26 protein-coding genes and 4 pseudogenes are annotated in these 23379 nt (G+C 47.5%); 19 read left to right on the top strand and 11 right to left on the bottom strand.

From position 1 onward, the window contains the following. Nucleotides 1–18 precede the first annotated feature (18 nt). Nucleotides 19–552, top strand: coding sequence for a DUF1697 domain-containing protein (locus tag AC5JO6_RS19185; RefSeq protein ID WP_496082659.1), 534 nt, complete (start codon nt 19–21; stop codon nt 550–552). A 47-nt stretch (nt 553–599) separates the two neighbouring features. On the opposite strand, the pseudogene AC5JO6_RS19180 reads toward AC5JO6_RS19185, so the two are convergent. Continuing rightward, a pseudogene (locus tag AC5JO6_RS19180) lies at nt 600–776 on the bottom strand (nuclear transport factor 2 family protein); the annotation flags it as partial. Here AC5JO6_RS19180 and AC5JO6_RS19175 point away from each other — a divergent pair. Beyond that, entirely contained in the window at nt 775–918 is a 144-nt protein-coding gene (locus AC5JO6_RS19175) for a hypothetical protein (RefSeq protein ID WP_496082658.1), read from the top strand. The pseudogene AC5JO6_RS19180 and the gene AC5JO6_RS19175 overlap by 2 nt on opposite strands. Nucleotides 919–932: 14 nt before the next feature. Here AC5JO6_RS19175 and AC5JO6_RS19170 read toward each other — a convergent pair whose 3' ends face one another. From AC5JO6_RS19170 to AC5JO6_RS19145, 6 genes are all read right to left on the bottom strand, one after another. Further along, nucleotides 933–1523 carry an ATP-dependent Clp protease proteolytic subunit gene (locus tag AC5JO6_RS19170; protein ID WP_496082657.1) on the bottom strand — a complete coding sequence of 197 codons (591 nt, stop codon included), beginning with the start codon at nt 1521–1523 and terminating at the stop codon, nt 933–935. A 41-nt stretch (nt 1524–1564) separates the two neighbouring features. Continuing rightward, nucleotides 1565–1780 carry a UPF0367 protein family gene (locus AC5JO6_RS19165; protein WP_496082656.1) on the bottom strand — a complete coding sequence of 72 codons (216 nt, stop codon included), beginning with the start codon at nt 1778–1780 and terminating at the stop codon, nt 1565–1567. 51 nt (nt 1781–1831) lie between these two features. Next, entirely contained in the window at nt 1832–2452 is a 621-nt protein-coding gene (locus tag AC5JO6_RS19160; protein WP_496082655.1) for an SRPBCC family protein, read from the bottom strand. Continuing rightward, the gene (locus tag AC5JO6_RS19155) at nt 2449–2772 is read right to left on the bottom strand and encodes an ArsR/SmtB family transcription factor (RefSeq protein WP_496082654.1); all 324 of its coding nucleotides are present in this window, start codon (nt 2770–2772) and stop codon (nt 2449–2451) included. Before AC5JO6_RS19155 ends, AC5JO6_RS19160 begins: the two co-directional genes overlap by 4 nt. 286 nt (nt 2773–3058) lie before the next feature. Then, nucleotides 3059–4147 (bottom strand): hypothetical protein, encoded by a 1089-nt coding sequence (locus AC5JO6_RS19150; RefSeq protein ID WP_496082653.1) that lies wholly within the window; start codon nt 4145–4147, stop codon nt 3059–3061. A gap of 189 nt (nt 4148–4336) precedes the next feature. After that, nucleotides 4337–4636 (bottom strand): anthrone oxygenase family protein, encoded by a 300-nt coding sequence (locus AC5JO6_RS19145; RefSeq protein WP_496082652.1) that lies wholly within the window; start codon nt 4634–4636, stop codon nt 4337–4339. Here AC5JO6_RS19145 and AC5JO6_RS19140 point away from each other — a divergent pair. The 5 genes and pseudogenes from AC5JO6_RS19140 to clpP form a co-directional block, all read left to right on the top strand. Further along, nucleotides 4596–4793, top strand: a pseudogene (locus AC5JO6_RS19140) (penicillin-binding transpeptidase domain-containing protein); the annotation flags it as partial. The gene AC5JO6_RS19145 and the pseudogene AC5JO6_RS19140 sit on opposite strands and share 41 nt — an antisense overlap. An 8-nt stretch (nt 4794–4801) precedes the next feature. Continuing rightward, a pseudogene (locus tag AC5JO6_RS19135) lies at nt 4802–4924 on the top strand (GNAT family N-acetyltransferase); the annotation flags it as partial. A 210-nt stretch (nt 4925–5134) separates the two neighbouring features. Further along, nucleotides 5135–5464, top strand: a complete 330-nt coding sequence (locus AC5JO6_RS19130; protein WP_496082651.1) for an ArsR/SmtB family transcription factor — start codon at nt 5135–5137, stop codon at nt 5462–5464. Further along, complete coding sequence (locus AC5JO6_RS19125) at nt 5457–5879, top strand: SRPBCC domain-containing protein (protein WP_496082650.1); 423 nt, start codon at nt 5457–5459, stop codon at nt 5877–5879. The genes AC5JO6_RS19130 and AC5JO6_RS19125 overlap by 8 nt, the downstream gene beginning before the upstream one ends. Before the next feature lie 49 nt (nt 5880–5928). After that, nucleotides 5929–6555: an ATP-dependent Clp endopeptidase proteolytic subunit ClpP gene (gene clpP, locus AC5JO6_RS19120; protein ID WP_496082649.1), complete on the top strand. Its 627-nt coding sequence runs from the start codon at nt 5929–5931 to the stop codon at nt 6553–6555. Between the two features lie 201 nt (nt 6556–6756). Here clpP and AC5JO6_RS19115 read toward each other — a convergent pair whose 3' ends face one another. Continuing rightward, nucleotides 6757–6960 carry a hypothetical protein gene (locus AC5JO6_RS19115; RefSeq protein ID WP_496082648.1) on the bottom strand — a complete coding sequence of 68 codons (204 nt, stop codon included), beginning with the start codon at nt 6958–6960 and terminating at the stop codon, nt 6757–6759. Nucleotides 6961–7017: 57 nt separating this feature from the next. On the opposite strand from AC5JO6_RS19115, the gene AC5JO6_RS19110 reads away from it, so the two are divergent. Next, a complete protein-coding gene (locus tag AC5JO6_RS19110) occupies nt 7018–7608 on the top strand; it encodes a TetR/AcrR family transcriptional regulator (RefSeq protein ID WP_496082647.1) in 591 nt (196 codons plus the stop codon). 15 nt (nt 7609–7623) lie between these two features. Here AC5JO6_RS19110 and AC5JO6_RS19105 read toward each other — a convergent pair whose 3' ends face one another. After that, nucleotides 7624–8463 carry a helix-turn-helix domain-containing protein gene (locus tag AC5JO6_RS19105; protein ID WP_496082646.1) on the bottom strand — a complete coding sequence of 280 codons (840 nt, stop codon included), beginning with the start codon at nt 8461–8463 and terminating at the stop codon, nt 7624–7626. 98 nt (nt 8464–8561) lie between these two features. Between AC5JO6_RS19105 and AC5JO6_RS19100 the strand changes: the two genes are divergently transcribed. From AC5JO6_RS19100 to AC5JO6_RS19085, 4 genes and pseudogenes are all read left to right on the top strand, one after another. Continuing rightward, the gene (locus tag AC5JO6_RS19100) at nt 8562–9443 is read left to right on the top strand and encodes an alpha/beta fold hydrolase (RefSeq protein ID WP_496082645.1); all 882 of its coding nucleotides are present in this window, start codon (nt 8562–8564) and stop codon (nt 9441–9443) included. A 90-nt stretch (nt 9444–9533) separates the two neighbouring features. Beyond that, on the top strand, nt 9534–9854 hold the full coding sequence (locus tag AC5JO6_RS19095) for a DUF2834 domain-containing protein (protein WP_496082644.1): 321 nt from the start codon (nt 9534–9536) through the stop codon (nt 9852–9854). Between the two features lie 34 nt (nt 9855–9888). After that, a pseudogene (locus tag AC5JO6_RS19090) lies at nt 9889–10241 on the top strand (alpha/beta hydrolase); the annotation flags it as partial. A 19-nt stretch (nt 10242–10260) separates the two neighbouring features. Further along, on the top strand, nt 10261–10617 hold the full coding sequence (locus AC5JO6_RS19085; protein ID WP_496082643.1) for a VOC family protein: 357 nt from the start codon (nt 10261–10263) through the stop codon (nt 10615–10617). Nucleotides 10618–11469: 852 nt separating this feature from the next. Here AC5JO6_RS19085 and AC5JO6_RS19080 read toward each other — a convergent pair. Next, nucleotides 11470–11688 carry a hypothetical protein gene (locus tag AC5JO6_RS19080; protein ID WP_496082642.1) on the bottom strand — a complete coding sequence of 73 codons (219 nt, stop codon included), beginning with the start codon at nt 11686–11688 and terminating at the stop codon, nt 11470–11472. Continuing rightward, entirely contained in the window at nt 11688–12131 is a 444-nt protein-coding gene (locus tag AC5JO6_RS19075) for a hypothetical protein (protein ID WP_496082641.1), read from the bottom strand. The genes AC5JO6_RS19080 and AC5JO6_RS19075 overlap by 1 nt, the downstream gene beginning before the upstream one ends. A 490-nt stretch (nt 12132–12621) precedes the next feature. On the opposite strand from AC5JO6_RS19075, the gene AC5JO6_RS19070 reads away from it, so the two are divergent. The 7 genes from AC5JO6_RS19070 (at nt 12622) to AC5JO6_RS19040 (ending at nt 23346) form a co-directional block, all read left to right on the top strand. Further along, nucleotides 12622–12888, top strand: a complete 267-nt coding sequence (locus tag AC5JO6_RS19070) for a helix-turn-helix domain-containing protein (protein ID WP_496082640.1) — start codon at nt 12622–12624, stop codon at nt 12886–12888. Continuing rightward, nucleotides 12842–13102 (top strand): hypothetical protein, encoded by a 261-nt coding sequence (locus AC5JO6_RS19065; protein ID WP_496082820.1) that lies wholly within the window; start codon nt 12842–12844, stop codon nt 13100–13102. Before AC5JO6_RS19070 ends, AC5JO6_RS19065 begins: the two co-directional genes overlap by 47 nt. 169 nt (nt 13103–13271) lie before the next feature. Next, nucleotides 13272–19988 carry a PAS domain S-box protein gene (locus tag AC5JO6_RS19060; protein WP_496082639.1) on the top strand — a complete coding sequence of 2239 codons (6717 nt, stop codon included), beginning with the start codon at nt 13272–13274 and terminating at the stop codon, nt 19986–19988. Beyond that, a complete protein-coding gene (locus AC5JO6_RS19055) occupies nt 19985–20614 on the top strand; it encodes a response regulator (protein ID WP_496082638.1) in 630 nt (209 codons plus the stop codon). The genes AC5JO6_RS19060 and AC5JO6_RS19055 overlap by 4 nt, the downstream gene beginning before the upstream one ends. A gap of 227 nt (nt 20615–20841) precedes the next feature. Next, nucleotides 20842–21402 (top strand): DsbA family protein, encoded by a 561-nt coding sequence (locus tag AC5JO6_RS19050; protein ID WP_496082637.1) that lies wholly within the window; start codon nt 20842–20844, stop codon nt 21400–21402. Between the two features lie 93 nt (nt 21403–21495). Next, the gene (locus tag AC5JO6_RS19045; RefSeq protein ID WP_496082636.1) at nt 21496–21861 is read left to right on the top strand and encodes an AraC family transcriptional regulator; all 366 of its coding nucleotides are present in this window, start codon (nt 21496–21498) and stop codon (nt 21859–21861) included. Nucleotides 21862–21891: 30 nt separating this feature from the next. Further along, nucleotides 21892–23346, top strand: a complete 1455-nt coding sequence (locus AC5JO6_RS19040; protein ID WP_496082635.1) for an FAD-binding oxidoreductase — start codon at nt 21892–21894, stop codon at nt 23344–23346. Nucleotides 23347–23379: the final 33 nt, after the last annotated feature.

Below are 23379 nucleotides of genomic sequence, written 5' to 3'. Positions count from 1 at the left end.
CGAATCTTTAAGAGTGATATGGAAACGTATATTGCATTGTTTAGAGGTGTCAACGTGGGTGGTAACAACGCACTGCCTATGCTTGAGTTGGTAACAGTGCTTGAGGAGCTAGAGTTAAGCAATATCAAAACTTACATTCAAAGTGGCAACGCTGTTTTTCAAAGCAAAAAGATAAATAGCATAGAACTCTCACAGAAGATAAGTGCTGCGATCGAGAAACGTCGTGGTTTTGTAGCGCAAGTCTTGATTCTCGATGTCAACGAGTTAAGGAACGCGATCGCATCAAACCCTTTTCCAGAAGCTGAGACGGAACCAAACACACTACACTGCTTTTTCCTATTATCGTTGCCAGAGCAGCCGAATTTGAAAGCACTCGAAACTGTCAAGAAGGATAGTGAGCAGTTTAGGCTGATTGACAAGCTATTTTATCTTTATGCACCTGAAGGAATCGGTCGGTCTAAACTGGCAACGAAAGTTGAGAAAACGCTTGGAGTGGCTGTCACGGCTCGAAACTGGCGGACTGTTCGTAAAATTATGGCACTGGCGGAATAATTCAATGTTGATTCAAACATCAGTTATGGCAGAGAAGTTTGAACGGGCTAGGACTCTGGAGTGGACGATGGCAGTGGATAGACTTCCATCGCTTGAATCAAGCCGTGTTCAAGGGTGAACCGATGACCTACATGCTCATCGGCAAGAACGGCTCCAGCCAAGTCACGCACAAACTGATGCACATTGACCAAAATGCGCCCGGACTCCTCCGAGTAAAAGGAAATGGCAATCAACAATCAACTCATCCAGTGTAGAGATATCACTGTTGAGCATGGCTTGGCGCAAGTGTTCTTCAAGCGTTTCGATCGTCGTCTCTTTCATCTGCATGGTGACATCGTTGCTAATTTCTGCGATTGTGCCTGTTAAAATCTTCATTCTGGTTAATTAGCTTGCATGATGTGATCAATGAGTCCGTAGGCTTGTGCTTCAGTCGCCGACATAAATGCCCGTCGATCGCTATCTACGGCAATTCTCTCAATGGGCTGTCCCGTCGCTTCAGCATACAGTTCATGTAGAATGTGCCGTTGCCGAAAAACTGCTCTTGCCGCCGTTTCAATCTCGTTCGCGGTGCCTCCAGTGAACCTTGCTTCAGGCTGCGCCAATCGAATTCGAGCATGAGGCTGTGCCAATCGTTTACCGAAAGTGCCGCTTGCTAAAAGTAATGATCCAATCCCATCTGCACTGCCCGTACACAGAGTATGAACAGGAGACCGCAAACTTTTAATCGTGTCGTAAATTGCCAGTCCAGCCGCAACGGAGCCTGCCTCGGTGTAAATATAAAGTTGAATGATATCGGAGTCTTCTCCATCCAAATACACAAGCTGAGCAATCAATCCATTGGCAATCTCATCAGTGATCGGTTGCCGTAGGAACACTGTGCGCGACCGGAGCCAACGGTTGTTCCACAATTCCCCAAAGGGGTAATGGTAACGATCGCCTTCAGTGTTTGAAGCATTATTGAACAGGTACATGGAGTGTTTCTCCCTGCAATCTAGCTTGCTTGAATAGGGTTCTAACCGTCTGTGAGGCTGACCGCTGCAACGTGTTGGTTCAAGACAGCGATCTTAGTTTTAGGATGACGATCGCACGTCAGTTGCAACAGTTGCAGTTTCTCGCCCGCGATCGTCGCTAAAATTTGCTCAAATAGCAGATTGGCATCGACTTCTGATTTGCGATGTACTGCTAACATCAGATTCGAGTTTTTGAGTAATATCTCAAGCTTTAACATGATGATTCTTCCGTTTATTCTTATTGTTTGCGATTCTGTGATGCGGTTGCTTCAGAGGCGACTATGTGCGGAATCGCTCACAGTGTCAGAACTGAGCGTCTGTTCAAGCCTGATCAGACGGTGATGCCAGTGTGCCTGTAGTTCCAGATTGGGTTCCGCAACCAGGGAGATAGAGCCTGAAGGTTGCATTCGTGAACAGTCATTCCATGATTCTCCAATGATGACGCTTGTCGGAGAATCATCCGCTTTTCCGTATGGAATGGAGTCAAACATTGCCCTCGGTTGAGTCTGTGCTGCGCTTTGCCCAAATCGTTGCAATAAGACTGAAGGAGTAATCGCGGTCGTCTGCACGGGTTGATGATGCCGCAGTTGCAGTGTAGTTCCACCAGAAACAGGGGTGAGTGTCCAGATGACGATCGTTGAATCCTCTGTTTGAGCCTCTTGCCAGCGATAAGCAAGACGGTTTGGCGGTTCTAGTTCAATCACCTCGCAATGAATGCAGCGATCGAGTCCAAACCCATCCCTCTGCCGGAAGTGAAATTTGTGCCCTAATCGTGGCTCAAAATTGTTGTCCATCATCCAAGCCGCCAACGCACGACGATCGGTGAGGGCTTGCCAAACTCGCTCCTGGCAGTGCGGGTAAAAGACTTCTAAGGTGACAGTCTGGTTCATGAATGTTCCTCCAAGTAATCGCCCAAGGCACCGAGTTTGCGAGTCCAAAATTGCTCATACTGACTGATCCAATCAGAGACCTGTTGAAGCGGTTGAGGATTTAAGCGATAGATGCGCTGTCGCCCACTGCGGGATTGAGTGACCAATTGCACCTCGCACAACACCTGTAAGTGCTGCGAGATAGCAGGAAGTGACATGGCAAAGGGTTGAGCCAATTGCGTCACCGACTGTTCGCCCTGTTGTAATTGATCGAGCAGGGCACGACGAGTGGGGTCTGCGATCGCATAAAAGATATCAGCACTGGCACTGGGTCGGCTCATGTCACAATATTTAAGTAAATGCTTAAACTATCTCTAGAATACTTAAGCATTCACTTAAATGTCAAGAGATTTCGACGGATTTTGAAGGAGTCCATGATGGGAATGCCCAAACCCAACGATTGGTTCGATCCAACTTGGTCGAAAATCTACCGTTGTCTCTTGGTGTGGTAGTCTTGCTCACTGTTCGGGGAGTCGCTGAAACCGCGATCAGTTCTTTGAGGTCACAGGTTGTTATGGGAATCGGTATTGTTATGCGCGTTAACCTAGATCGTTTAGCAACACCGCCCTAACACCCGTAGCCTGCACCTTGAAAGACTCGATCGAGTTGATTGTTCTTGTACTCATAGATCTCAAAGCTCGTGCTTTCATAGCCTGTACGTTTGACGATCGCTTCTTGAATGCCATCGTGATTGATATCGATCGTCTCCAGCAGATCATAGGGGAACCGCTGTGAGCCAGACAAACTTACCGATGCTTGAGTGATTTCCAGCAGTTGGGGCTGACCTGCTCGGTAAGAGAACCAAACTGCTGCAAAGCAAATAGGATTAAGCGATTGGGTTGCGTTCGCAGGACTGCCTTGTTTGACTTTGCTAAAAATCTCTGGTGATCCATCTTGATCGAGGTCAACCACTTGAATGGATTCAACCGAAGCTTCCCCATTGACTTTTCCTGCATTTGCAACTTTCGCGATCGCAGCTTTCCCAAAGGTCAATGCGGCTTGTCGATACCGAGCGAGATCGGCTTCAGAAGGAGCGGACAGTTTAGCGAGTGTAGGAGCCTGACTGATCGCGATCGTACTCCGCCACGTTTCATCAAACGTCTGTTGACCGATCGATCCTGTGAACCCACCGGCTGGCGAAAGCTGCTCGAAAATGGTTGGCAAGGAAGATTGACTTTGGAGATTGCCTTGACCTGTAATCACAGCAGAACAAGTAAACTGGCTGACAACTGGTTTTTTAACCTGAAATTCGCCCAGCTTTTGATGATTGCTAACGATCGTAAAATCTTTGATTGCATTGGTCACAATTCTTTGATCGTTGATTTGAAGAATGCGATCGCGCGACCCACCATTTCTGATAGCTTGAGTCACATCATTGCTGACTTCTAAATAGCGATCGTTCAACAATAATGCGATTGGGTAAATCTCACCTCGAAACTCATTGTTTCGATTGTCTTTTTTGACAAACAGCAGACCAATTAGATTGCTTCTAGATAGATTTTGAGAAGGGATGGTCTTGGTTGGAGTACTTGCAGTCGGTGGACTTGCTGGTCGAGATAGATTACAAGCGGCAAGACTCAGGAGCAGACCTGTAGCGATTAGCGCGAAGCGCAACTCCGAAGATATCCTCTGCCCAATGTAAGATTTCAGGAACATGAATTTCACGAAATTATCCTCTGGCTGAAAACGCAAAATCGTAAAGCTATTGACTCACACACCTCCAACAGGCTTGATTTCGTAAAATCGCAAGCATCTCTTTCAATCGTTAAACCACATCTAACTTTGGACGTAAAAATGAACAGGCGCAAAGGTGGTAAAGTCCGCAAACTCTACTGATAGCTGTGTTCACGGGGTTTTCATTATAGAGAATATAAACAATGTTGCTACCGCGATCGCAGCAATCGTCCGGATATGGTTCCAGAACGTCCAATCGGTTAAGTATTTTGCCCAGAGGGTAGCACCTTCAGGGCTGTCTGGCTTAACAATTGCCAGCGCATCATTGAGTGTCACATTGCAGGCGATCGTTACACCGATCGTGCCAATGAGGTAGAGCAAGCTACCGACTAGCAAATAGGCAGCACCCGATTGCTGCCATTTGAACGGGACGGAGACCGCTACCCTGCGCGGCAAAACGGGTTGGATCACCAGTGTGACTCCGAATATCGGCTGGATTGTGGGATATCTAGAACAGAACAATAATGTCTATTTCTATGCCACCAACATTGATATGGCAACAATCAAAGATGCTGGCGATCGGTTAGAACTGACTCGCCGCAGTTTCCAAGCGCTGGGATTGCTTTAACTAAAATCATGATCACCTTACGCACTGCTACGATCGCTGACCTGAAACTCCTGCAACATTGGGACGAACAACCCCATGTGATTGACTCAGACCCGAATGATGATTGGTATTGGGAGGAGGAACTCGATCGCGTGCAATGTGCCGCTAAATGATGCTCTAGCGAGTGTTCACCCGATAGCCCTGAAGGGACAACACTTCGGACGAAATATTGGAGCCAATGGACAGCCTGGAATCATATTCGGACGGTTGCGGCACTGGCATTTGCGACCTGATTCAGCATTTCCCTGCGCTAAATTCCAGCGATCGCTTGACACGCAACCAAATGGTTGCATAATAGAGAAATGGATGCCGTGTTTAAAGCCCTCTCTGATCCCAGTCGGAGAGAATTGCTCGACCAGTTGTACACCCACAATGGACAAACGCTAGGAGAACTTTGCGAACATCTTGCCATGACGCGGCAGGCAGTCAGTAAACATCTCGCGGTGTTAGAAACTGCCAATCTTGTCGTCACCGTCTGGCACGGGCGGGAAAAACTGCATTACCTTAATCCTATCCCGATTCAAGAGATCTACGATCGCTGGCTCGGTAAGTACAATTGCCATCAACTCACTGCTTTGAGCCAACTCAAGCGCACCCTCGAAGGAACTTCCCAGGAGACTGACCATGAGTAAACCGACCTTTGTTTATGTAACCTACATTGCCACAACGATCGAGCAACTCTGGGAAGCCATCACCAGCGAATCCTTCACTCAGAACTATTGGGGCGATCAACTGCTCCAGTCGGATTGGCAAGTCGGTTCGCCTGTGGAGCAACTAGACCCAGAACATGGAACGCAAACTATTGGCGAAGTATTGCAGTCTGAACCACCGCATCAGCTTGCTTATACGTTTCAGTTTCTCGATCATACACAGCCCTCGCGTGTCCGCTTCTTGCTGGAGCCATCTGAATATCAAGTCAAGCTGACCGTAATCCACGACCAACTATCGGCTCAAAGCTATCTCAGCCACCACCACCGATGGACAATGTGTCTATCCGACCTCAAGCGCCTACTGGAATTTGAACCAATGCTCGTATGGGTTGCTTGAACCCGAAACAGATCCTTTCACTATCTACTTCACAAAGGAACTCTGAATTATGATTCCGACTGTCATTGAACAATCGGGTCGAGGCGATCGTGCCTTTGACCTCTACTCTCGACTGCTGCGAGAACGGATTATTTTTCTCGCAGAACCCGTGATGCCCGAAATGGCGAATCGGATTGTAGCGCAACTATTATTTCTCGAAGCCGAAGATCCCCATAAAGATATCTATCTCTACATTAATTCTCCCGGTGGCTCCGTGAACGATGGGATGGGCATCTATGACACGATGAACCACATTCGCCCGGATGTTTGCACAATTTGTTATGGCTTTGCGGCAAGTATGAGTGCATTTCTGCTGGGTGCAGGTGTGAAAGGCAAGCGCAGTAGTTTGCCCAGTTCGCGGATTATGATTCATCAACCATTGGGAGGGACACAGGGACAAGCGGCGGATATCGAGATTCAGGCGAAGGAAATTCTCTACGCCAAACAGCAGATCAATCAGCGCATGGCGAACTATACCGGACAGTCACTAGAGCGAATTGAAGCAGATACCGAGCGAGATTTCTATATGTCAGCACAGGAAGCACTAGAGTATGGCTTGATTGATCAGGTGATCAATGCCCCAATGCTGCGTCAAGCGCAGTCCTCAACCTTGCAGTCTCAGTTGGTGATGACATAGCATTGCTACGATCGCCGATCTGGAACTCCTGCAACATTGGGGTAAACAACCTCATGTCATCAATAGACAAATCGGATGTGCTATGCCGACCTATCGATGGGCTGGACTGCTGCATACGGATTTACCCACCGTTCACAGTCCGACATTGAAAGCAGCCCTCGATCGCTGAGCGGTTCCATGATCTCAGGGCTGAAGCGTGGGTTATTCAGTCATCGCGTACCTTGCTTGCTCTTCCTGGGAAAGCGCCAATTCTTCGCGAATCGCTTGCGCGATGCTCTCCCGATGCCGCAACTGCTGGTAGTAGTTGTGAACGGCACTCCATTCTGCCAGATTGATGTTGCACGGTTTCGCCCAGTTAAGCACTGTCACCAAGTACGCATCGGCGAAGATATATTGAGGCTTCATTTTTTAGATGACTGTTCAGTCAGTCATTGGATAGAATACAATGCAGATTTAACCAGAATGCCACGCACTCCAGAAGAAAACGATCGCATCCGTCGTGCTACCACTGAACAGCTTCTCAGCACAGCCCTGAGTTTATTCTGTGAGAAGGGCTATTATTCCACCTCGATCGAAGACATTGCGAAGCAAGCAGAAATCTCGAAAGGATTGCTGTATCACTACTTCAAAAGTAAAGCAGAGGTGTTAGCGGCGTTAGTAGAAATTCGCATCAATGATGTGCTGATAGTGATGAATGCGGCTACAACAAAGTCAACACCTGCCAAACAAATTCGGTACATTGCAGAGGGTGCTCTAGAAGATGTACGACGACAGCCAGAAGTGTTTCGGTTTTACCTCAACCTGTTCACTCAACCGAGACTTGATCCAGTGGTTGCCAAATACACGCAAAAGCTGATGAATGAGCAAGCTCGACAGTTTGAAGTGCAAACAGAGCTGTTCAAAGCCTTGGGAGTCGAAAATCCGAGAATGCGATCGCTTTACTTCTCTTCCACACTCCAGGGTATTATGCTGATGTATTCGACTTATCCCAAAAGTTTCCCGCTCAACCAGGTTAAAGCTCAAGTCATGCAAGAGTTTTGCGATAATTCCTAAATTTCATCGGTAGATTCATCGCTCATTTCCATAGTGTTCCCAATCTTTTTCAGTGGCTTCATCGGCGGGAAACAAACATTCAATCCGTAGTTCTTGAAGCGTGATGTCATACGGTGTGCCCAAGGTGGCGATCGTCGAGAAAAACTTCCACTCCAGATCGTCTCGCTTGAAATGAGATGTCAGAAGCAAGGCATCTTGGGTCAATTGCTTTGAGGAATTTATAAGCTCGGCGACACCCGGATAGCCAATCAATTCCTTGAGCAACCTTGTAGACTGCTCATCTTCTGTCATGGCTTCCCGCTGTACTCGTTGCAGCAACCGTCCCGCTAGGTTCTCCCAATTGACGATAAACGGACGCAGTCCTTGAGAATGAAATAGAACGTGCATCAAATTGATTTTGCCATCTATATTGAAGCGGACTTGCAATTTGCCTGGATCAATAAACGCAATTAGCAGGCGAGTTGCTGCATTATTAGTCAAAATCAGATTCCAGTAGCGATCGATCACAAACGCTGGGTATGGCTCTTGATTTTGCAGCATGAAATTGAGTGCTTTGCGAACCGAATCCATTTCAGGAGCCGACAGATCAGTCTGCGTATGAATGGGAGCAAATCCGGCTGCCGTCAACATCAAGTTTTGCTGTCTGAGGGGAATTTCCAAAACCGTTGCCAGTTGCAACACCATGTCTCGACTGGGTTTAGCACGCCCCGATTCAAGAAAGCTAATGTGCCGTTGAGAGACTTGACTGGTTACCGCTAAATCAAGCTGGCTATAACCGCGTTGACTGCGCCATTGCTTGAGCAGCAGTCCAAAGGAGTCAAGTTGTTGCTCTGAGGTAGAAGTCCGTTGCTGCATCGTAAGACGTTCAAAAACGATCGCTTTGATTACCTGAGAGGTAATTGCTTCAGTTATCTCCTTTCCCCATCATAGAAGCATACCGATCGAGGGTAAGAATGATGTTGAAAACAGTTCAGCGTCCCATAACACTTTCTGCAAACCAGTTGTTCGATCGCTCATTCATTGAAATGCGAGACGGAACTACCTTATTCTTCAAGGATTGGAGCACAGGTAAACCCGTTGTCTTGATCCACGGATGTGTATTAGGGGCTGAGATGTGGGAGTACCAAATGACTGCCTTATCTAGCCAGGGACTTCGTTATATTGCCTGTGACAAACGTGGGTGTGCGCGTTCCAGCCAACCCGGTGATGGTTGTGATTTTGATACCTTAGCAGACGATCTCGCAACCCTGATTGAGCAGCTTGACCTCCAGGATGTCACCCTGGTTGCCCACTCGATGGGTGGTGGCGAAATTGCTCGTTACCTGTTGCGTTATGGAACTAGCCGAATCGCGCGAACCGTTCTCATTGCTACGATCACCCCTTTTTTGTGTAAGACAGCCGATAACCCTAACGGGTTCGACCCCAGTAGTTTTGAGCAAACGATCGCCCTCTTACAACAGGATCGCCCTCACTATTTCACGGCGATGGCATCCAGTTTCTTTGGTGATGGATTATCCAATAGTTCCGTTTCCCCAAAAATGACCCAATGGTTGGTGAATTTGGCTCTCCAAGCTTCTCCCTGGGCAGCAATCCAAATGATGCAGGTGCAGTCTGAAACGGACTTTCGAGGCGATATGTCTGCTTTCACCGTACCGACCCTGATCATTCATGGCGATCACGATATGGGTGCACCGATTGCACTCACGGGGCAGAAAACCGCAGATGCAATTCCCGGTAGCCAACTCAAAGTGTATGAAGGAGCCGCACATGGTTTGTTCATTACTCACAAAGAACAACTCAATCGCGATCTGTTGACCTTTATTCAAGGTGCATAAACCTTGTCCTCATTACAAAATTCAACTCACTTACAACAAGAAACCATGCTGAAATCAACTCAAATCTCAACAACTGCTCCATTCGGCTCGATGAAATCACTGTATTTGCTGTTTGCGATCGTGGGTACAATTGCGCCCTGGTTCTGGCTCTTGCAAGATCTACCTGCGTTACTATCCCCTACTCTATTTTTTCAACAGACCTTTGCCAATGCGATCGCAAGCACATGGGCAACAGATTTGCTAATCTCAGCCGTCGTCTTCTTTTGCTTTGCCTGGAGTGAACTTAAGCGATTGAATGCCTCTCGTCGCTGGATCATTTTGTATATCGGTTTAACGTTTGGAGTCGGGCTGTGCTGTTCTCTACCGTTCTTTCTATACCGTCGAGAGCAACTTCTTGAGCGTCATCTATAAGCCTTACTGGAGTCCTAAATTACACGTCTGGGGGTATGGGTTTGCGGGTTCTAAACAGTTGATGCTGGGCTATGGGCACGTCCTGGCTCATGCGGGTTATGCAGTCATACTCTGGGATTTTGACGGGCATGGTGCAAATGGGACTCGCTTACAGCGGTATGAGCTACAACAAAATCTGGATGTGGCGCAAGTTCTCCTGGAACAGCCCCAGGTTGACCCAAGTCGTCTGGCATTGCTGGGCACTCGATGGGTAGCGGCATTGTGATGAATGCTGGCATTCGTGAGCGCAATCGCTTTGCGGCAACCGTTGCGGTTTCTCCAACGGGGGCGAATGTAACTCCCCAATCTCCCCGAAATCTGCAACTACAGGCAGGGAGTGGAGAGGGACACCTTGGGAGATAGAAAGATGAAGATTAGACTCAATAGTGTTTTTGTCGATGACCAGGAAAAAGCTGTGAAGTTTTACACGGAGATCCTGGGTTTTGTGAAGAAGGTAGATCTCTTAACCGGGGACTATCGGTGGTTAACTGTCGTTTCTCCAGAGGAACCAGACGGAACTGAACTACTGCTGGAGCCAAACCAGAACCCAGTTGCCAGGACCTATCAAGTCGAAATTTTTGAACAGGGCATTCCTGCAACAGCCTTTGCAGTTGAAAACGTTCAAACAGAGTACGATCGTCCACTCCATAAAGGCTTTTTGCCAATTGGCGAAGTCTACGCCCATGAGCGCGTCGCACGGTGCTATTCGAAGATAAGCGTTTGAACGGTAGCTATAAACGATCGACCAGAGCTTGATCATGCCGTTGGACAACCTCTTCTAAGGATTGGTAGCCAGTGCAACTACTGAGGCACTCAACACCACGAGCAACAGGATGACCCAGAGGGACACCATTTCCACGCTTGGCACACGGGGGAGTCTTCGACTTGCCAGAGCTTCAACTAATGTGACAGGCACGATATAGCTAGGACAACAAAGCTGCTGGCATCCTACATTTTCTACTGTCACATTGAATTAATCCTACCCTATGAGGATCTAACCTCTTCAGTCAGCAGATTAGTTCATTTGTTAATGAAATAGATTTTTGAATCACTCCAGGATCGAAATGGTTTGGCATATCAAACCATTTCGATCTAGTTTTCTCAATCCCGCATGTAGAGATCGATTTGGATTGACCTCTCAAACCATTTCGATCTAATAATCGGTCAAGTTTCCTGTAAGCTTTGCCAGCAGGAAATTTTAAGCAATTACCGCCTAGACAGTTCCATCGATTCTATATCCTCAGTGTATCCATCTTCGGCAAAGACCCTGTAGTAGGAAAGCTTACATGCAATTTAGAGCAGACAGCGTTTTCGAGCATTTGTCTTGCTGTATCAGGAAATTTCTCACGACAAGAAAAATTTAGGATCGAAATGGTTTCGGATCGTCTGAAGAGCATACCTAAAAGCAATTGCAGAAAAATACTTTTATAAATAAAATTTATTCTGTATCCATCTGTATCTTTATGTGTCTCTTCTAACTGTATCCAAGTGTATCCATCTGTATCGCTCTCCTCGAAAGAGCCTGATGGATAGTATTCCATGCATCTTGAACATTCAAGTGGCTGGAGGCGTAGTTCTAAGCAAGGAGTTCGGCGCTCAAAAAACGATCGTGCTTTTCGATGACTGTGTTTTGCACGGTGCTAGCTAGGTCAACCGCATTAACCGGAGGTGCAGCGGCAATCTCTTGTAAATGCTCCATCACCTCTTCTGGGCTAAGTCCCTCAACAGTCAGGGCGATCGCATCCCGACCAATGACCAAACCTCGTGCCTGTAGTTGCACCAGAAGCGTGTTCATCACCACATCTCCCATCCAGCAAAACAGAAGCGTTTGCCGACCATCGCCAGAACAGGAGTCTTGTCAAGACTATATCGGGCAAAGTTAGCCCTGGCTTCGCTCAGCAAATCGTGGGCGGTTGCATCCAGGAAAAAGGGAACGTCATCTGAGGTATAGAGCCGATACATCTCTTGCCTGATATGGTCGTGGATCAAGTCGCCGTTTCCACTGAATTTGGGAACTCTCCCTGCGGCTGCTTTGGCTACATCGACTACTTTATGCTGCTGATCTACCGACAAAACACACCAGCGGTGCCCAGCAAAAATCAAGAACATTCCTTTTGTTAATGGATAGTCGGCAGGTAATGTTCCCAATGTTCGCCCTTTGGTGACAATTCGGTACTCTTCAGGGGTTTGGAAAGCAGTGTAAAAGCTGTAGTGATTTACCAACTGCTCACCCTTCAAGCCCAGTAAAAGCAATCCATCCTGGCTTTACTGGATCAGATCATGGGTTCCTAAACAACGCAGCAGTTGGATAAATAGCGTTTTGTCAACGCTTGCAAAAGCTCCTGTTTGGCACAAGACCTGCCAAGCTTGATCGGCTCTCACGCCGCCGTGCTGAGCAATGAGTGATAAGAATTGTTGAACTAGCGTTGACAAGTGAAGTTGAGATTGATCCGGTTCAGTGGACGCTCGAGCAAGAGTACACTAGAACTAGGAGGGTCAGATAAGTCCCGATCAAAAGGTGTATCGAGCGCGGGGGTGCTTTATGTAAAAGGAAATACATTATCCGATCAAGTGAAGACGAACGGTGTGAGCTACGAGAAGTGATTAAAAAACTCAAGGTCAGTAACCAGAAGGTCAGACTTGCTCAGATCCTGCTCAAAGCAGATGGCAAAGGAGCGAACTGGATAGATGAGCGATTGCCGAAGCCTTCGGTTGTCACACGAGAACAGTGGAGAATATTCGGCAACGATTGGTTGAGAAGTCCTTTGAGGAAACACTCAATGGTGCCCCTCGCCTGAGGTCTCCACCTGAAGAACTGCTTGATGGAGAACAGGAATCTCGGATCATTGCTTTGCGGTTGGGGCCACCCCCAAAAGGGTACGCGAACTGGTCATTGCGGCTATTATCACGCAAAGTTGCTGACTTGGGCATCACCGCTAGCATCAGCCATGAGACAGTCCGACGCACACTTAAAAAATGGGATGATCAATCGTAAGATTCAGTATCGGACGATTCCCTCGGCTGATGATGGAGAGTTCGTTGCACACATGGAGGAGGTGCTGGATATTTATGCTCAACCTTACAATCCAAACTTTCTGGTAATTTGCATGGACGAACAGCCTGTGCAGTTGCAAGGGGAGGTTCGCACCCCCATTGCGGCAACAGCCAAACACCCCAAACGAGTCGATTACGAGTATGAGCGTGCGTGAGCTGTGACACAGCACTAGTGTATTCCAGCAACTCCAACACTTCACACCCTGAAACTACTCCTGTGTGATGATTGCTTGTACAAGGGCAAATGCTACTCTTGCTTTTCAGAATCTCGTTGGATTGATATAGTTTGCCGAATGGCTGATGACGCTATGAGGGGAGAGTTTAATGGTTGCCCTGCCTGGAGTGACGATCCAAAGCCCAATCTACGAGAGTGCAGCCTCTCTGGTGTATCGGGGAATCAGAGCGCAAGATAATTGCCCCATCGTCGTCAAACTGCTGAAGCAAGACTATCCTTCTCCTCAAGAATTAACCCGGTATCGACAGGAGTATGAGATTACGCGATCGCTCGATTTAGAAGGGGTTGTGAAGGCATATAGTCAACAAGACTATCAACGCACACTCGCAATTCTCTTAGAAGATTTTGGCGGAGAATCGATCGAGAGATGGATGCAGCAGTGTCCAGAAGCATTCTGCCCAATGCCTCTATCTAATTTCCTTCAACTAGCAATTAAGCTTACTGATACTCTCGGCAAAATCCATGCTGCTAATCTCATTCATAGAGATATTAACCCTAGTAATATTGTCCTTAATCTAGAGACTGGTATTGTCAAAATCATCGACTTTGGGATTGCCACTCGATTTAACCGCACGAACCCCGTTTTCAGGAGTCCGCATCAGTTAGAAGGGACTCTCGCCTATCTTTCTCCAGAGCAAACAGGGCGAATGAACCGTTTGCTCGATTACCGCACCGATTTTTATTCGCTTGGCATAACGTTCTACGAATTGCTGACTGAACAGTTACCATTCCCAACGACAGACATTCTGGAGCTAGTTCACTGCCATATTGCAAAGCAACCCGTACCGCCACATAAGTTAAATCCAGCGATTCCCAAACCTGTTTCAGACCTGATTCTGAAACTAATGGCAAAAAATGCAGAGGATCGCTATCAGAGCGCTTGGGGTATCAAGGCAGATTTAGAGCATTGCGCTCAACAATTTGTTCAAGGTGATGAAATTGTTAACATTCAACTGGGTCTGCAAGATATTTCCGAGCAGTTCCACATTCCTCAAAAACTGTATGGACGAGAAACGGAGATTGAGGCATTACTAGAGACATTTGATCGACTCGCTGAAAGGGAGAATGCTCAATTCAATGTGGAGATGATGCTAGTCTCTGGCTATGCAGGCGTTGGTAAATCAGTATTGGTGCGGGAACTCTACAAACCGATCACAGCAAAGCAGGGCTATTTTATTTCTGGTAAGTTTGACCAATTTGGACGCAATATTCCCTACAGCGCGATCGTGGATGCTCTGAGAGAGTTAGTTCAGCAGTTGCTGGGTGAGCCTGATGAGCAGGTGCAGCAGTGGCGATCGCGCCTGCTTGCGGCAGTGGGAAGTAATGGACAACTGATCATTGATGTAATCCCGGAGGTGGAATTAATCATCGGTAAGCAGCCTGCTGTAGCGGAAGTTGGAGCAACAGAAGCACAAAACCGCTTTAATCGAGTTTTTCAGCAGTTCATCCGGGTGTTCTGCTCCAAGGAACATCCGCTGGTGCTGTTTTTGGATGATTTGCAGTGGATCGACTCTGCCACGCTGAAGTTAATTGAGTTGATGCTGCTAGACGAACAAACTCACTCTCTATTTTTGATTGGAGCCTATCGCGAGAATGAACTGAGTTCAACGCATCCGCTGTCATTAACATTGGAGAGTCTACGAAAACAAGAAGCAGTGATTCAGGAGATTGTTCTAGCCCCCTTAACGCTAGAGCCGTTGAGTCAGTTGATTGCTGAAACGCTGCATCACAACATGGATACTGTTCGCTCTCTAGCAGAGCTAGCGTTGTGTAAAACAGAGGGGAATCCATTCTTTGTCAACGAGTTCCTGAAAAACCTATACACAGAGAATTGTTTGACGTTTGATATCAATCGCCGCAATTGGCAATGGAACATCGAACAAATTCAGACAATGGATATTACCGATAATGTCGTTGTGCTGATGACGAATAAGTTAAGCAAACTACCAGAATCAGTTCAGCAAATACTACAGTTAGCAGCTTGTGTTGGCAATGAGTTTGACCTGGATACGCTCTCAATGATTTGTGAAAAACCCGTTCGTCAACTTTTTTTAGAGCTAGCGATCGCGATTCAAACAGGGTTAATCTTACCGATCTCTGAGCTAGATGAGAATTTGCTGATTCAAGATTATAAGTTTTTGCACGATCGCGTCCAACAAGCGGCTTATGCCTTAATTGATGAGTCGCAGAAAGAAGTAGTTCGTTTGCAGATCGGGCGCAATCTACTGGGAAAAATGTCGCCAGAGCAATTGTCAGAGCGGCTGTTTGAAATCGTAGATCATCTCAACCAGGGAATTGAGCTTGTCACCGCTCAACCCGAACGAACGGAACTTGCCAGATTGAATTTAATGGCAGGTCAGAAAGCCAAGGCAGCAACGGCTTATGAAGCAGCGCTTCAGTATTTCAAGACAGGGCTTAAACTCCTCAATCCAGATTGGCAGAGTGAGTATGACCTAACTTTAGCGCTGTACTCAGAAGCAGCGGAAGCGGCGTATCTTCACGGTCGCTTTGATGAGATGGAACAATTCGTAGAAGCAGTACTTAACCATGCGAAGACAGTGGTTAACAAAGTGCAGGCTTACGACAGCAAAATTCAAGGATATTTGTCACAGGGCAACCTGCAAGAAGCAATCAAAACTGGATTAGAAGTGTTGGATCTTCTAGGAGTGAGCTTGATCGCAACTCCCAGTCAGATAGATATTCAAAGAGAATTAGAGTCAACGGCTGCGCTATTAGCTGGACGAGAAATCGAAGACTTAATTAACCTACCAAAGATGACCGCACCAGAACCACTGGCAGCGATGTACATCCTGACGAATATCAGGACTGCTGCATTGATGGTATCACCAGCACTGATGATACTAATTACGTGCAAAATGGTCAGTTTATCAATCAACTACGGCAATGCTACCTGGTCACCGCTGAGTTATGCTACCTACGGACTGGTTCTATGTAGAGTTGTTCAAAATATTGAACTCTGTTATAAATTTGGTCAATTGGCACTCAACTTGGTAGAACAATTGAATACCAAAAAAGGGAATGCTAAAGCGTTAATGGTATTGAGTGCCCATATCCTGCAGTGGAAGGTGCATTTTAGAAAAACAATACCAATGCTGGTTGAGGCTTATCAAACCGGAGTGGAAACTGGAGACTTTGAATTCGCTGGCTATGCTGCATATCATGTATGTTGTCACTCGTTTTTTGTCGGTGAGTCACTCACCCAACTGGAACAAAAAACGGCAACCTACAGCAAAGCAATCAGACAAATCAGACGGGAAAACCCCTCTAATTGGATTGCAATGTTGTGGCAGACAATCCTGAATCTGTTAGGTAGGTCTGAGAATCCCAGCCTGTTAATGGGTAGTGTGTATGATGAAGAGCAAGCGTTAGCGCACGCTATTGCAGTTAAAGACGGAAATGAAATTCACTACTTTTATTTATTCAAAGTTATACTGTGCTATCTATTCGGAGAATATCATCAAGCTACACAAACTGCTATTTTAGCCAGGCAGTATTTAGAAAAGATAACAGCAACAACGGTTGTAACTTTATTCTATTTCTACGATTCTCTGGTGCTTTTGAGCCTATGGGTTGAGGCTTCAAGTTCTGAAAAAGTAGCTTGGCTAAGTTGTGTTAGCACCAACCAAGAAAAGCTGCAAAAATGGGCAGCTCATGCCCCAATGAATTATCTGCACAAATTTCATCTAGTCGAAGCAGAGAAAGCGCGAGTCTTGGGGCAATTTCTTGAGGCTGAGGAGTTTTATGAACGAGCTATTCAAGGTGCCAAAGAGAATGACTATCTTCAAGAAGAAGCATTAGCCTATGAATTAGCGGCTAACCATTATCTGGCGCGAGGTCGGTCAAAAATTGCCCAAACCTACATGAGAGAGGCGCATTATTGCTACGATCGCTGGGGCGCAGCCGCTAAGGTTGAAGATTTAGAAAAACGCTATCCACAACTCCTCAATTCCAATCTGGTTCAGCAATCGAATCCGATCGTGACTGATGAAACGATCTGTCATCCGACTGAGGCGATCGATTTGGCGGCGGTGATGAAAGCGGCTCAAGCGCTCTCAGAAATAATCTATCTCGACCGATTAATTGCCACGTTGATGCAGGTGGTAATCGAAAATGCCGGAGCCGAAACAGGCGCTTTGATGCTTCTAGAAGACGATCGGCTCACTGTGGTGGCTCAATGCGGCGGCAGTAACCAGTGCGACCTGGACAAGATTGCTGTTGCTGACTGTGCAACGATTCCTATCTCCGTCATTCACCTGGTAGAACGCACTCAAGAAACGCTGGTGTTCGATGATGCAGTCAGTGAGCCGTCTTATTTAACTGATCCGTATATTCAAAACCAGCAGACGCGATCGCTCCTCTGTATGCCAATTCTCAAGCAACGTCAGATGATCGGCATCTTTTATCTGGAGAACAATCTTAGTACCGGAGCGTTTACCAGCGATCGCTTGCAAGTCCTCAAACTGTTGATTGCTCAGGCAGCAATTTCACTGGAAAATGCTCGGTTGTATCAGCAGTTAGAAAACCATGCCGAAACACTGGAAAGGAGAGTAGAAGAGCGAACCCAAGCCCTGCAACAGGAGATTAGCGATCGCAAACGCACAGAGGATGCCTTGCTTGAAAGCGAGCAACTTCTGAATCTGTTTTTCGCCCAATCCCTTGACGGTTTTTTCATTATGATGCTGGATCAACCTGTGCAATGGGATAGCAGCGTTGATAAAGATCAGGTTTTGGATTACATCTTTGAACACCTGCGGATTACAAAAATCAACGATGCGATGCTGGCTCAGTATCGGGCAAGTCGAGAGCAATTTGTTGGCATCACCCCAAAAGAAGCATTTGCTCATGATCTAGCTTATAGAAAAGAGATATGGCGACATCTCTTTGATGCCGGAAAGCTCCATATCGAAACGGATGAGCGCAGATTAGATGGGACTGCAATGTGGGTTGAGGGGTATTACATCTGTCTGTATGACAGCCAGGGCAGGCTCATCGGTCAGTTTGGAGTACAGCGAGATGTTAGCGAACGCAAGCAGGCAGAAGCAGCTTTACGAAAAAGTGAAGCAAACTATCGCAACTTAGTACAGACAGCAAATTCGATTATTATTCGCTTTGATACGCAAGGACGAATTCGATTCTTGAATGATTACGGGCTGAGATTTTTTGGCTACGAGGAACATCAGATTTTAGGGCGTACCCTGTTAGAAACGATCCGTCCAGAAAGTGAAACTTCTGAACGCAGTGTCGAACAATTCATCCACGAATTATTTCACAATCCTGCATCTTACCTGCAAACCGAGAAAGAAAACCTGTGCCGAGACGGTAGACGAGTTTGGGTTGCCTGGTCAAATCAAGCCATCTTGGATGAACAGGGGCAGTTAGTAGAAATTTTATCCGTTGGCACTGACATCACCCAGCGCAAACAGGCGGAGGCAGCCCTACAGCGTAGTGAAGCCAAGTTTCGCAACATCTTTGAGAACTCACAGGTCGGCATCTTCCGCGCTCGCCTCTCGGATGGATTGATTCTCGATGCGAATCAACGCTTTGCGAATCTATTTGGCTTCGATTCGCCCGATCAGGTGATTGGGCTTCTACATGGTGTTGACTGTTATGTCAATTCCAGTGATCGCCAGCGAGCGATCGAATTACTTAACCGTGATGGTACACTACAAAACTTTGAAGTGCAGTTGCGAAAACGAGATGGCACATTGTTTTGGGCACTTTACTCTGCTCGTCCGAATGTTGCCGATGAATGTATGGAAGGCGTGATTTCGGACATTAGCGATCGCAAGCAGGCAGAAGTAGCGTTGCAAGCCTCTGAAGCAGAACTACGGGCGCTCTTTTCAGCCATTCCCGATCCGCTGTGTGTTGTCACGGCTGAAGGACGAGTGATCGAAACAATCGAAGGGAATCCGAGGCAGTTGTATAGCCCAGTTGAGGAGAAGGTTGGTAAAACACTGCATCAGATCTTTGAAGCAGAACAAGCCGATGCATTCATGCATTACATTCAGCAAGCGCTGAGAACCCAACAAGTACTCACAGTGGAATATAGCCTACAGATAGATGGACGAGAAACCTGGTTTTCGGCACGTATTGCCCCGATTCGGCACGAGCGAGTCATTTGGCTGTCACGAGATATTACGGCTCTTAAGCAAGCAGAAGCCGCCTCAATTTTAGAGGAGCGCAACCGCATGGCGCGCGAAATTCACGACACTCTTGCACAAGCCTTTACAGGTGTCCTGGTTCACATGGGAGCCATTTCTCGATTAGCAAAAACGAACCCAGACGCCATACAATCGCATATTCAGACCGTGCGCGATCTGGCTCGGAGCGGGCTAACAGAAGCTCGACGATCGGTTGCGGCACTGCGTCCCCAGTTACTAGAAGATGGCAACCTATGGACGGCACTGAAGCAATTTGTATCCAGTCTGCAATCTTCAACTGAAACCCGCTTGATTTGTGAGATTAGTGGTGCGCCCTATGCGTTACCTCCTGACACTGAGAATAACCTGCTGAGAATTGGACAGGAGGCATTTACGAACGCGGTTAAATATGCCCAGGCGAACGAGATCCGGATTGAGTTAGTCTATAAACCGACCCAATGCTACTTGCGAGTTAGAGACAATGGACAAGGCTTTGAAGTCAACCGCACAACTCTAAGCCAGGGATTTGGCTTACTAGGAATGAGCGAACGAGCGGAACATATTGGAGCACAACTCTCAATTGACAGCCAGCCAGGGCAGGGAACAGAAGTAAGCGTATCTGTGCAGCGGGAGGCAACCGTATGAGCCAGTCTGTAGCAATCCGCGTTTTGATTGTTGATGATCACTCCATTGTCCGCCAGGGACTGGCTGCGATGATTGAAAATGAGCCAGACATGACGGTGGTGGGTCAGGCAGGTAACGGGCAGGACGCGATCGAGCAATATCGACAACACCAGCCCGATGTTACCCTGATGGATTTACGGATGCCGCAAATGAGTGGTGTTGATGCGACTGTGGCAATCTGTGCTGAATTTGCCCATGCCCGCATTATTATGCTAACGACCTACGATGGTGACGAAGATATTTATCGGGGATTACACGCCGGAGCCAAAGGTTATTTGCTCAAGGATGCTGAACCAGATGAACTCCTGAATGCCATTCATATCGTTCACAGCGGGCAACAATATATTCCGCCTGAAGTTGCTGCCAAACTGGTACAGCGCATGAAGAATCCAGAGTTGACCCAGCGAGAGCAAGAGATCGTTCATCTGATGGCAGACGGTTTGGGTAATCAGGATATTGGGGCAGCTTTGCATATTACTGAAAGTACGGTCAAATTCCACATCAACCGAATTCTGAGCAAATTGGGCGTGAGTGATCGCACTCAAGCCGTTGTTAAAGCGTTGAAGCGAGGACTCACCGAGTTATGAACTGAACTTAAGTTCGGTGGCTGACTCGCGGTAGAGATAGGTCGCAATTGCCGTTTCATCCCAGCAAACGCTCAACTCTGAGTTGGCGACAATGCGGCACTAACTTCGTAGGATGAATTCATACCAATAACAGGGTGAGGTTCAATCCTTTCAGTCAGAAGAAGTCACAAATCTGAGTCATGGCGATCCCTTGATGCCATGAGAAATCCTTTTTGCTAAATAGTCCGATGAATCAAGATAGCAATGCCAATCAACTCTTTGTTCCCCCCTCAGAACGCGACCACTACCAGGGATTACTCAGTGCTCCAGTCGTCCTTGTGGAATATGGGAATTATCAATCTCCTCAGTGTGGGGAAGTGTATCGTTTGATTCAGGCAATTCAACACCATTTCGATTCTGTATTTCATCAGGAAAATTGGCTATGTGTCGTGTTCCGTCATTTTATCGAGAATTCAATCTATCCCCAAGCACGAAAGGCAGCAGAAGTGGCAGAAGCCGCAGCAGTGCAAGGTCAATTTTGGCAGATGCACAAGATGCTATTCACCCATCAACACGCGCTAGATAACGGTTGTCTGGTGGAGTATGCCGATCGGTTAGAACTCGATATCTCCTCATTGCTGCAAGACCTATCTAAGCAAAGGCACGTCGATCGCATCAATGAAGATATCAAAAGTGGATTAAACAGTGGCGTAACATCTGCTCCAGCACTGTTTATCAATGGAGTTCGCTATACCGAACGCTGGAACAAGGCGCAGTTGATGGAAGCGATTGTCGCTATAAGCCACTAAGTTTTTTACTTCTTTTTTTACGACGAGCAAGCTATCTAACAGGATGGCTAACTTTTGCCTGTTTTGTTGTCTACCCTTGCTGAGATTTCAACCATGTCAACCATTACATTGAAACAACGAAGCTTAACTCACACGCAGTTGCAGCAAGCACTCGATTATATTCACACTCACCTCGATTCGGCAGAGCCGACGCTACGCGAACGAGATCTGTCCCTGGAACAAATTGCCTTAGTTGTCCATATTAGCCCGACTTATTTTGCCAGTTTGTTCAAACATGCTACCGGAACTTCTCCACATCAGTATGTAATTCAACAGCGAGTGAAACGGGCAGAAGTGATGCTGTCAAAAACAAATTGGGCGATCGCAGATATTGCTCTACAAGTTGGCTTCTCCAGTCAAAGCCATTTAACGCAGCAGTTTAAGCGGTTCACTGGTATGACACCGAAACAAGCTCGTTAACCTCGTCTCGAAAAATCAAGGAAACAACTCATGTCACAACACTATCAAGAGACTGCTCAGTCCGATCAAAATCAACAATCTCAAACAGTAGCTTCACCAGAGAAGCCACCCGTTGAGAAACTGTTCTTGACCCTGCGCGGTGAACTGATCCTGCCAGGAGATCCCGCTTATGAGGCTGAACGAAAAGTTTGGAACGGTGCATTTAATCACTATCCAGCTGCGATCGGGTGCTGTATGGATGTCGAAGATGTCAAAACTGCGGTCAATTTTGCTCGTGAGCATAGGATGACGCTCTCGGTGCGGAGTGGAGGACATAGTATACCGGGACATGGCACGAATGACGGTGGTTTAGTTATCGACCTCTCCAGCATGAAAACGATTACAGTAGACCCAAGCCGTCGCACGGCTCGTTTAGAACCCGGACTTACCTGGGGTGAGGTCGCGAACGCCCTCCAGCCTTTTGGACTGGCAATGACTGCGGGCGATGTTGCCAGCGTGGGCGTTGGGGGTTTGCTCCTCGGCGGCGGCATTGGTTGGATGGTACGTGCCTACGGTCTGACGATCGACAATCTGCGATCGGTGGAACTGGTGACGGCAGATGGACAACTTCGGCGAGCCAGTGCTGAGGAAAATCCGGAACTATTTTGGGGACTGCGCGGGGGTGGGGGCAACTTTGGTGTTGCGACTGCCTTTGAGGTCAACCTACACCCCGGCGGGACGATTCTGGGCGGTGCTGTCTTTTACGAAGCAACGGAGGCGGAGCGCATCCTGAAAGAGTATGCCCGTGTAGCAGCGGCAGCCCCAGATCAACTCTCGACCGAGGCGATGCTTGCGCTTGCTCCCCCTGCTCCCTTTATCCCACCCGACAAACAGGGAACCCCGATCGTCGGCATTCTAGTTTGCTACACAGGCGACCTTAGCGAGGGTGAGCGGGTAGTGGCTCCCCTGCGTCAGTTGGCGACTCCGATCGCTGACCTGATTGCGCCAATGCCCTATTCAGATATCTTTGCGCTCACCGCAGTCGGTGAAGTACCTGGATTGCAGCATCATGGGCGATCGCAGTTCTTCGAGACGTTCTCAGATGAAATGTTGCAGACATTGGTGCAAGCAACTCAATCCATTCTGTCGCCTGAAACAGTGGTGTCACTGCGGGTTCTCGGTGGCGCGATGAGCCGAGTTGCACCCGATGCGACTGCCTTTGCTCACCGCGATAAACAGGGCGTGGTGTTGGTCACGCATTTCGCGCCGCTATCGGTTGATGCCAATAGTCTCGCTGCCCGCACCCAGCATGTCTTTCAGGCGCTCTCTCCCTACGCCAACGGAGTCTATGCGAGCTTTCTGGCGAATGAGGGAGAACAACGGATTCGTGAGGCTTACCCGCCTGATACCTATGCAAGGCTGGTCGCACTTAAGAACCAGTATGACCCGACCAATCTGTTCCATCTCAACCAGAATATCAAACCCACTGCTGTCTCAACGAGTTGATCGTGATCCAATGTGGATAAGCAATGCGATCGC

The sequence above is a fragment of the Tildeniella sp. genome (genome assembly GCF_059505325.1).
Note: the sequence above shows the minus strand (reverse complement) of the source record. Positions and strands in the feature narration are given on the sequence as shown.

Excerpts from the sequence above, each read along its gene's own strand:
- AC5JO6_RS19185 (WP_496082659.1), top strand. The coding sequence starts at position 19 with ATGGAAACGTATATTGCATTGTTTAGAGGTGTCAACGTGGGTGGTAAC.
- AC5JO6_RS19175 (WP_496082658.1), top strand. The coding sequence starts at position 775 with ATGGCAATCAACAATCAACTCATCCAGTGTAGAGATATCACTGTTGAG.
- AC5JO6_RS19170 (WP_496082657.1), bottom strand. The coding sequence starts at position 1,523 with ATGTACCTGTTCAATAATGCTTCAAACACTGAAGGCGATCGTTACCAT.
- AC5JO6_RS19165 (WP_496082656.1), bottom strand. The coding sequence starts at position 1,780 with ATGTTAAAGCTTGAGATATTACTCAAAAACTCGAATCTGATGTTAGCA.
- AC5JO6_RS19160 (WP_496082655.1), bottom strand. The coding sequence starts at position 2,452 with ATGAACCAGACTGTCACCTTAGAAGTCTTTTACCCGCACTGCCAGGAG.
- AC5JO6_RS19155 (WP_496082654.1), bottom strand. The coding sequence starts at position 2,772 with ATGAGCCGACCCAGTGCCAGTGCTGATATCTTTTATGCGATCGCAGAC.
- AC5JO6_RS19150 (WP_496082653.1), bottom strand. The coding sequence starts at position 4,147 with ATGTTCCTGAAATCTTACATTGGGCAGAGGATATCTTCGGAGTTGCGC.
- AC5JO6_RS19130 (WP_496082651.1), top strand. The coding sequence starts at position 5,135 with ATGGATGCCGTGTTTAAAGCCCTCTCTGATCCCAGTCGGAGAGAATTG.
- AC5JO6_RS19125 (WP_496082650.1), top strand. The coding sequence starts at position 5,457 with ATGAGTAAACCGACCTTTGTTTATGTAACCTACATTGCCACAACGATC.
- clpP (WP_496082649.1), top strand. The coding sequence starts at position 5,929 with ATGATTCCGACTGTCATTGAACAATCGGGTCGAGGCGATCGTGCCTTT.
- AC5JO6_RS19115 (WP_496082648.1), bottom strand. The coding sequence starts at position 6,960 with ATGAAGCCTCAATATATCTTCGCCGATGCGTACTTGGTGACAGTGCTT.
- AC5JO6_RS19110 (WP_496082647.1), top strand. The coding sequence starts at position 7,018 with ATGCCACGCACTCCAGAAGAAAACGATCGCATCCGTCGTGCTACCACT.
- AC5JO6_RS19105 (WP_496082646.1), bottom strand. The coding sequence starts at position 8,463 with ATGCAGCAACGGACTTCTACCTCAGAGCAACAACTTGACTCCTTTGGA.
- AC5JO6_RS19100 (WP_496082645.1), top strand. The coding sequence starts at position 8,562 with ATGATGTTGAAAACAGTTCAGCGTCCCATAACACTTTCTGCAAACCAG.
- AC5JO6_RS19095 (WP_496082644.1), top strand. The coding sequence starts at position 9,534 with ATGAAATCACTGTATTTGCTGTTTGCGATCGTGGGTACAATTGCGCCC.
- AC5JO6_RS19085 (WP_496082643.1), top strand. The coding sequence starts at position 10,261 with ATGAAGATTAGACTCAATAGTGTTTTTGTCGATGACCAGGAAAAAGCT.
- AC5JO6_RS19080 (WP_496082642.1), bottom strand. The coding sequence starts at position 11,688 with ATGAACACGCTTCTGGTGCAACTACAGGCACGAGGTTTGGTCATTGGT.
- AC5JO6_RS19065 (WP_496082820.1), top strand. The coding sequence starts at position 12,842 with ATGAGACAGTCCGACGCACACTTAAAAAATGGGATGATCAATCGTAAG.
- AC5JO6_RS19060 (WP_496082639.1), top strand. The coding sequence starts at position 13,272 with ATGGTTGCCCTGCCTGGAGTGACGATCCAAAGCCCAATCTACGAGAGT.
- AC5JO6_RS19055 (WP_496082638.1), top strand. The coding sequence starts at position 19,985 with ATGAGCCAGTCTGTAGCAATCCGCGTTTTGATTGTTGATGATCACTCC.
- AC5JO6_RS19050 (WP_496082637.1), top strand. The coding sequence starts at position 20,842 with ATGAATCAAGATAGCAATGCCAATCAACTCTTTGTTCCCCCCTCAGAA.
- AC5JO6_RS19045 (WP_496082636.1), top strand. The coding sequence starts at position 21,496 with ATGTCAACCATTACATTGAAACAACGAAGCTTAACTCACACGCAGTTG.
- AC5JO6_RS19040 (WP_496082635.1), top strand. The coding sequence starts at position 21,892 with ATGTCACAACACTATCAAGAGACTGCTCAGTCCGATCAAAATCAACAA.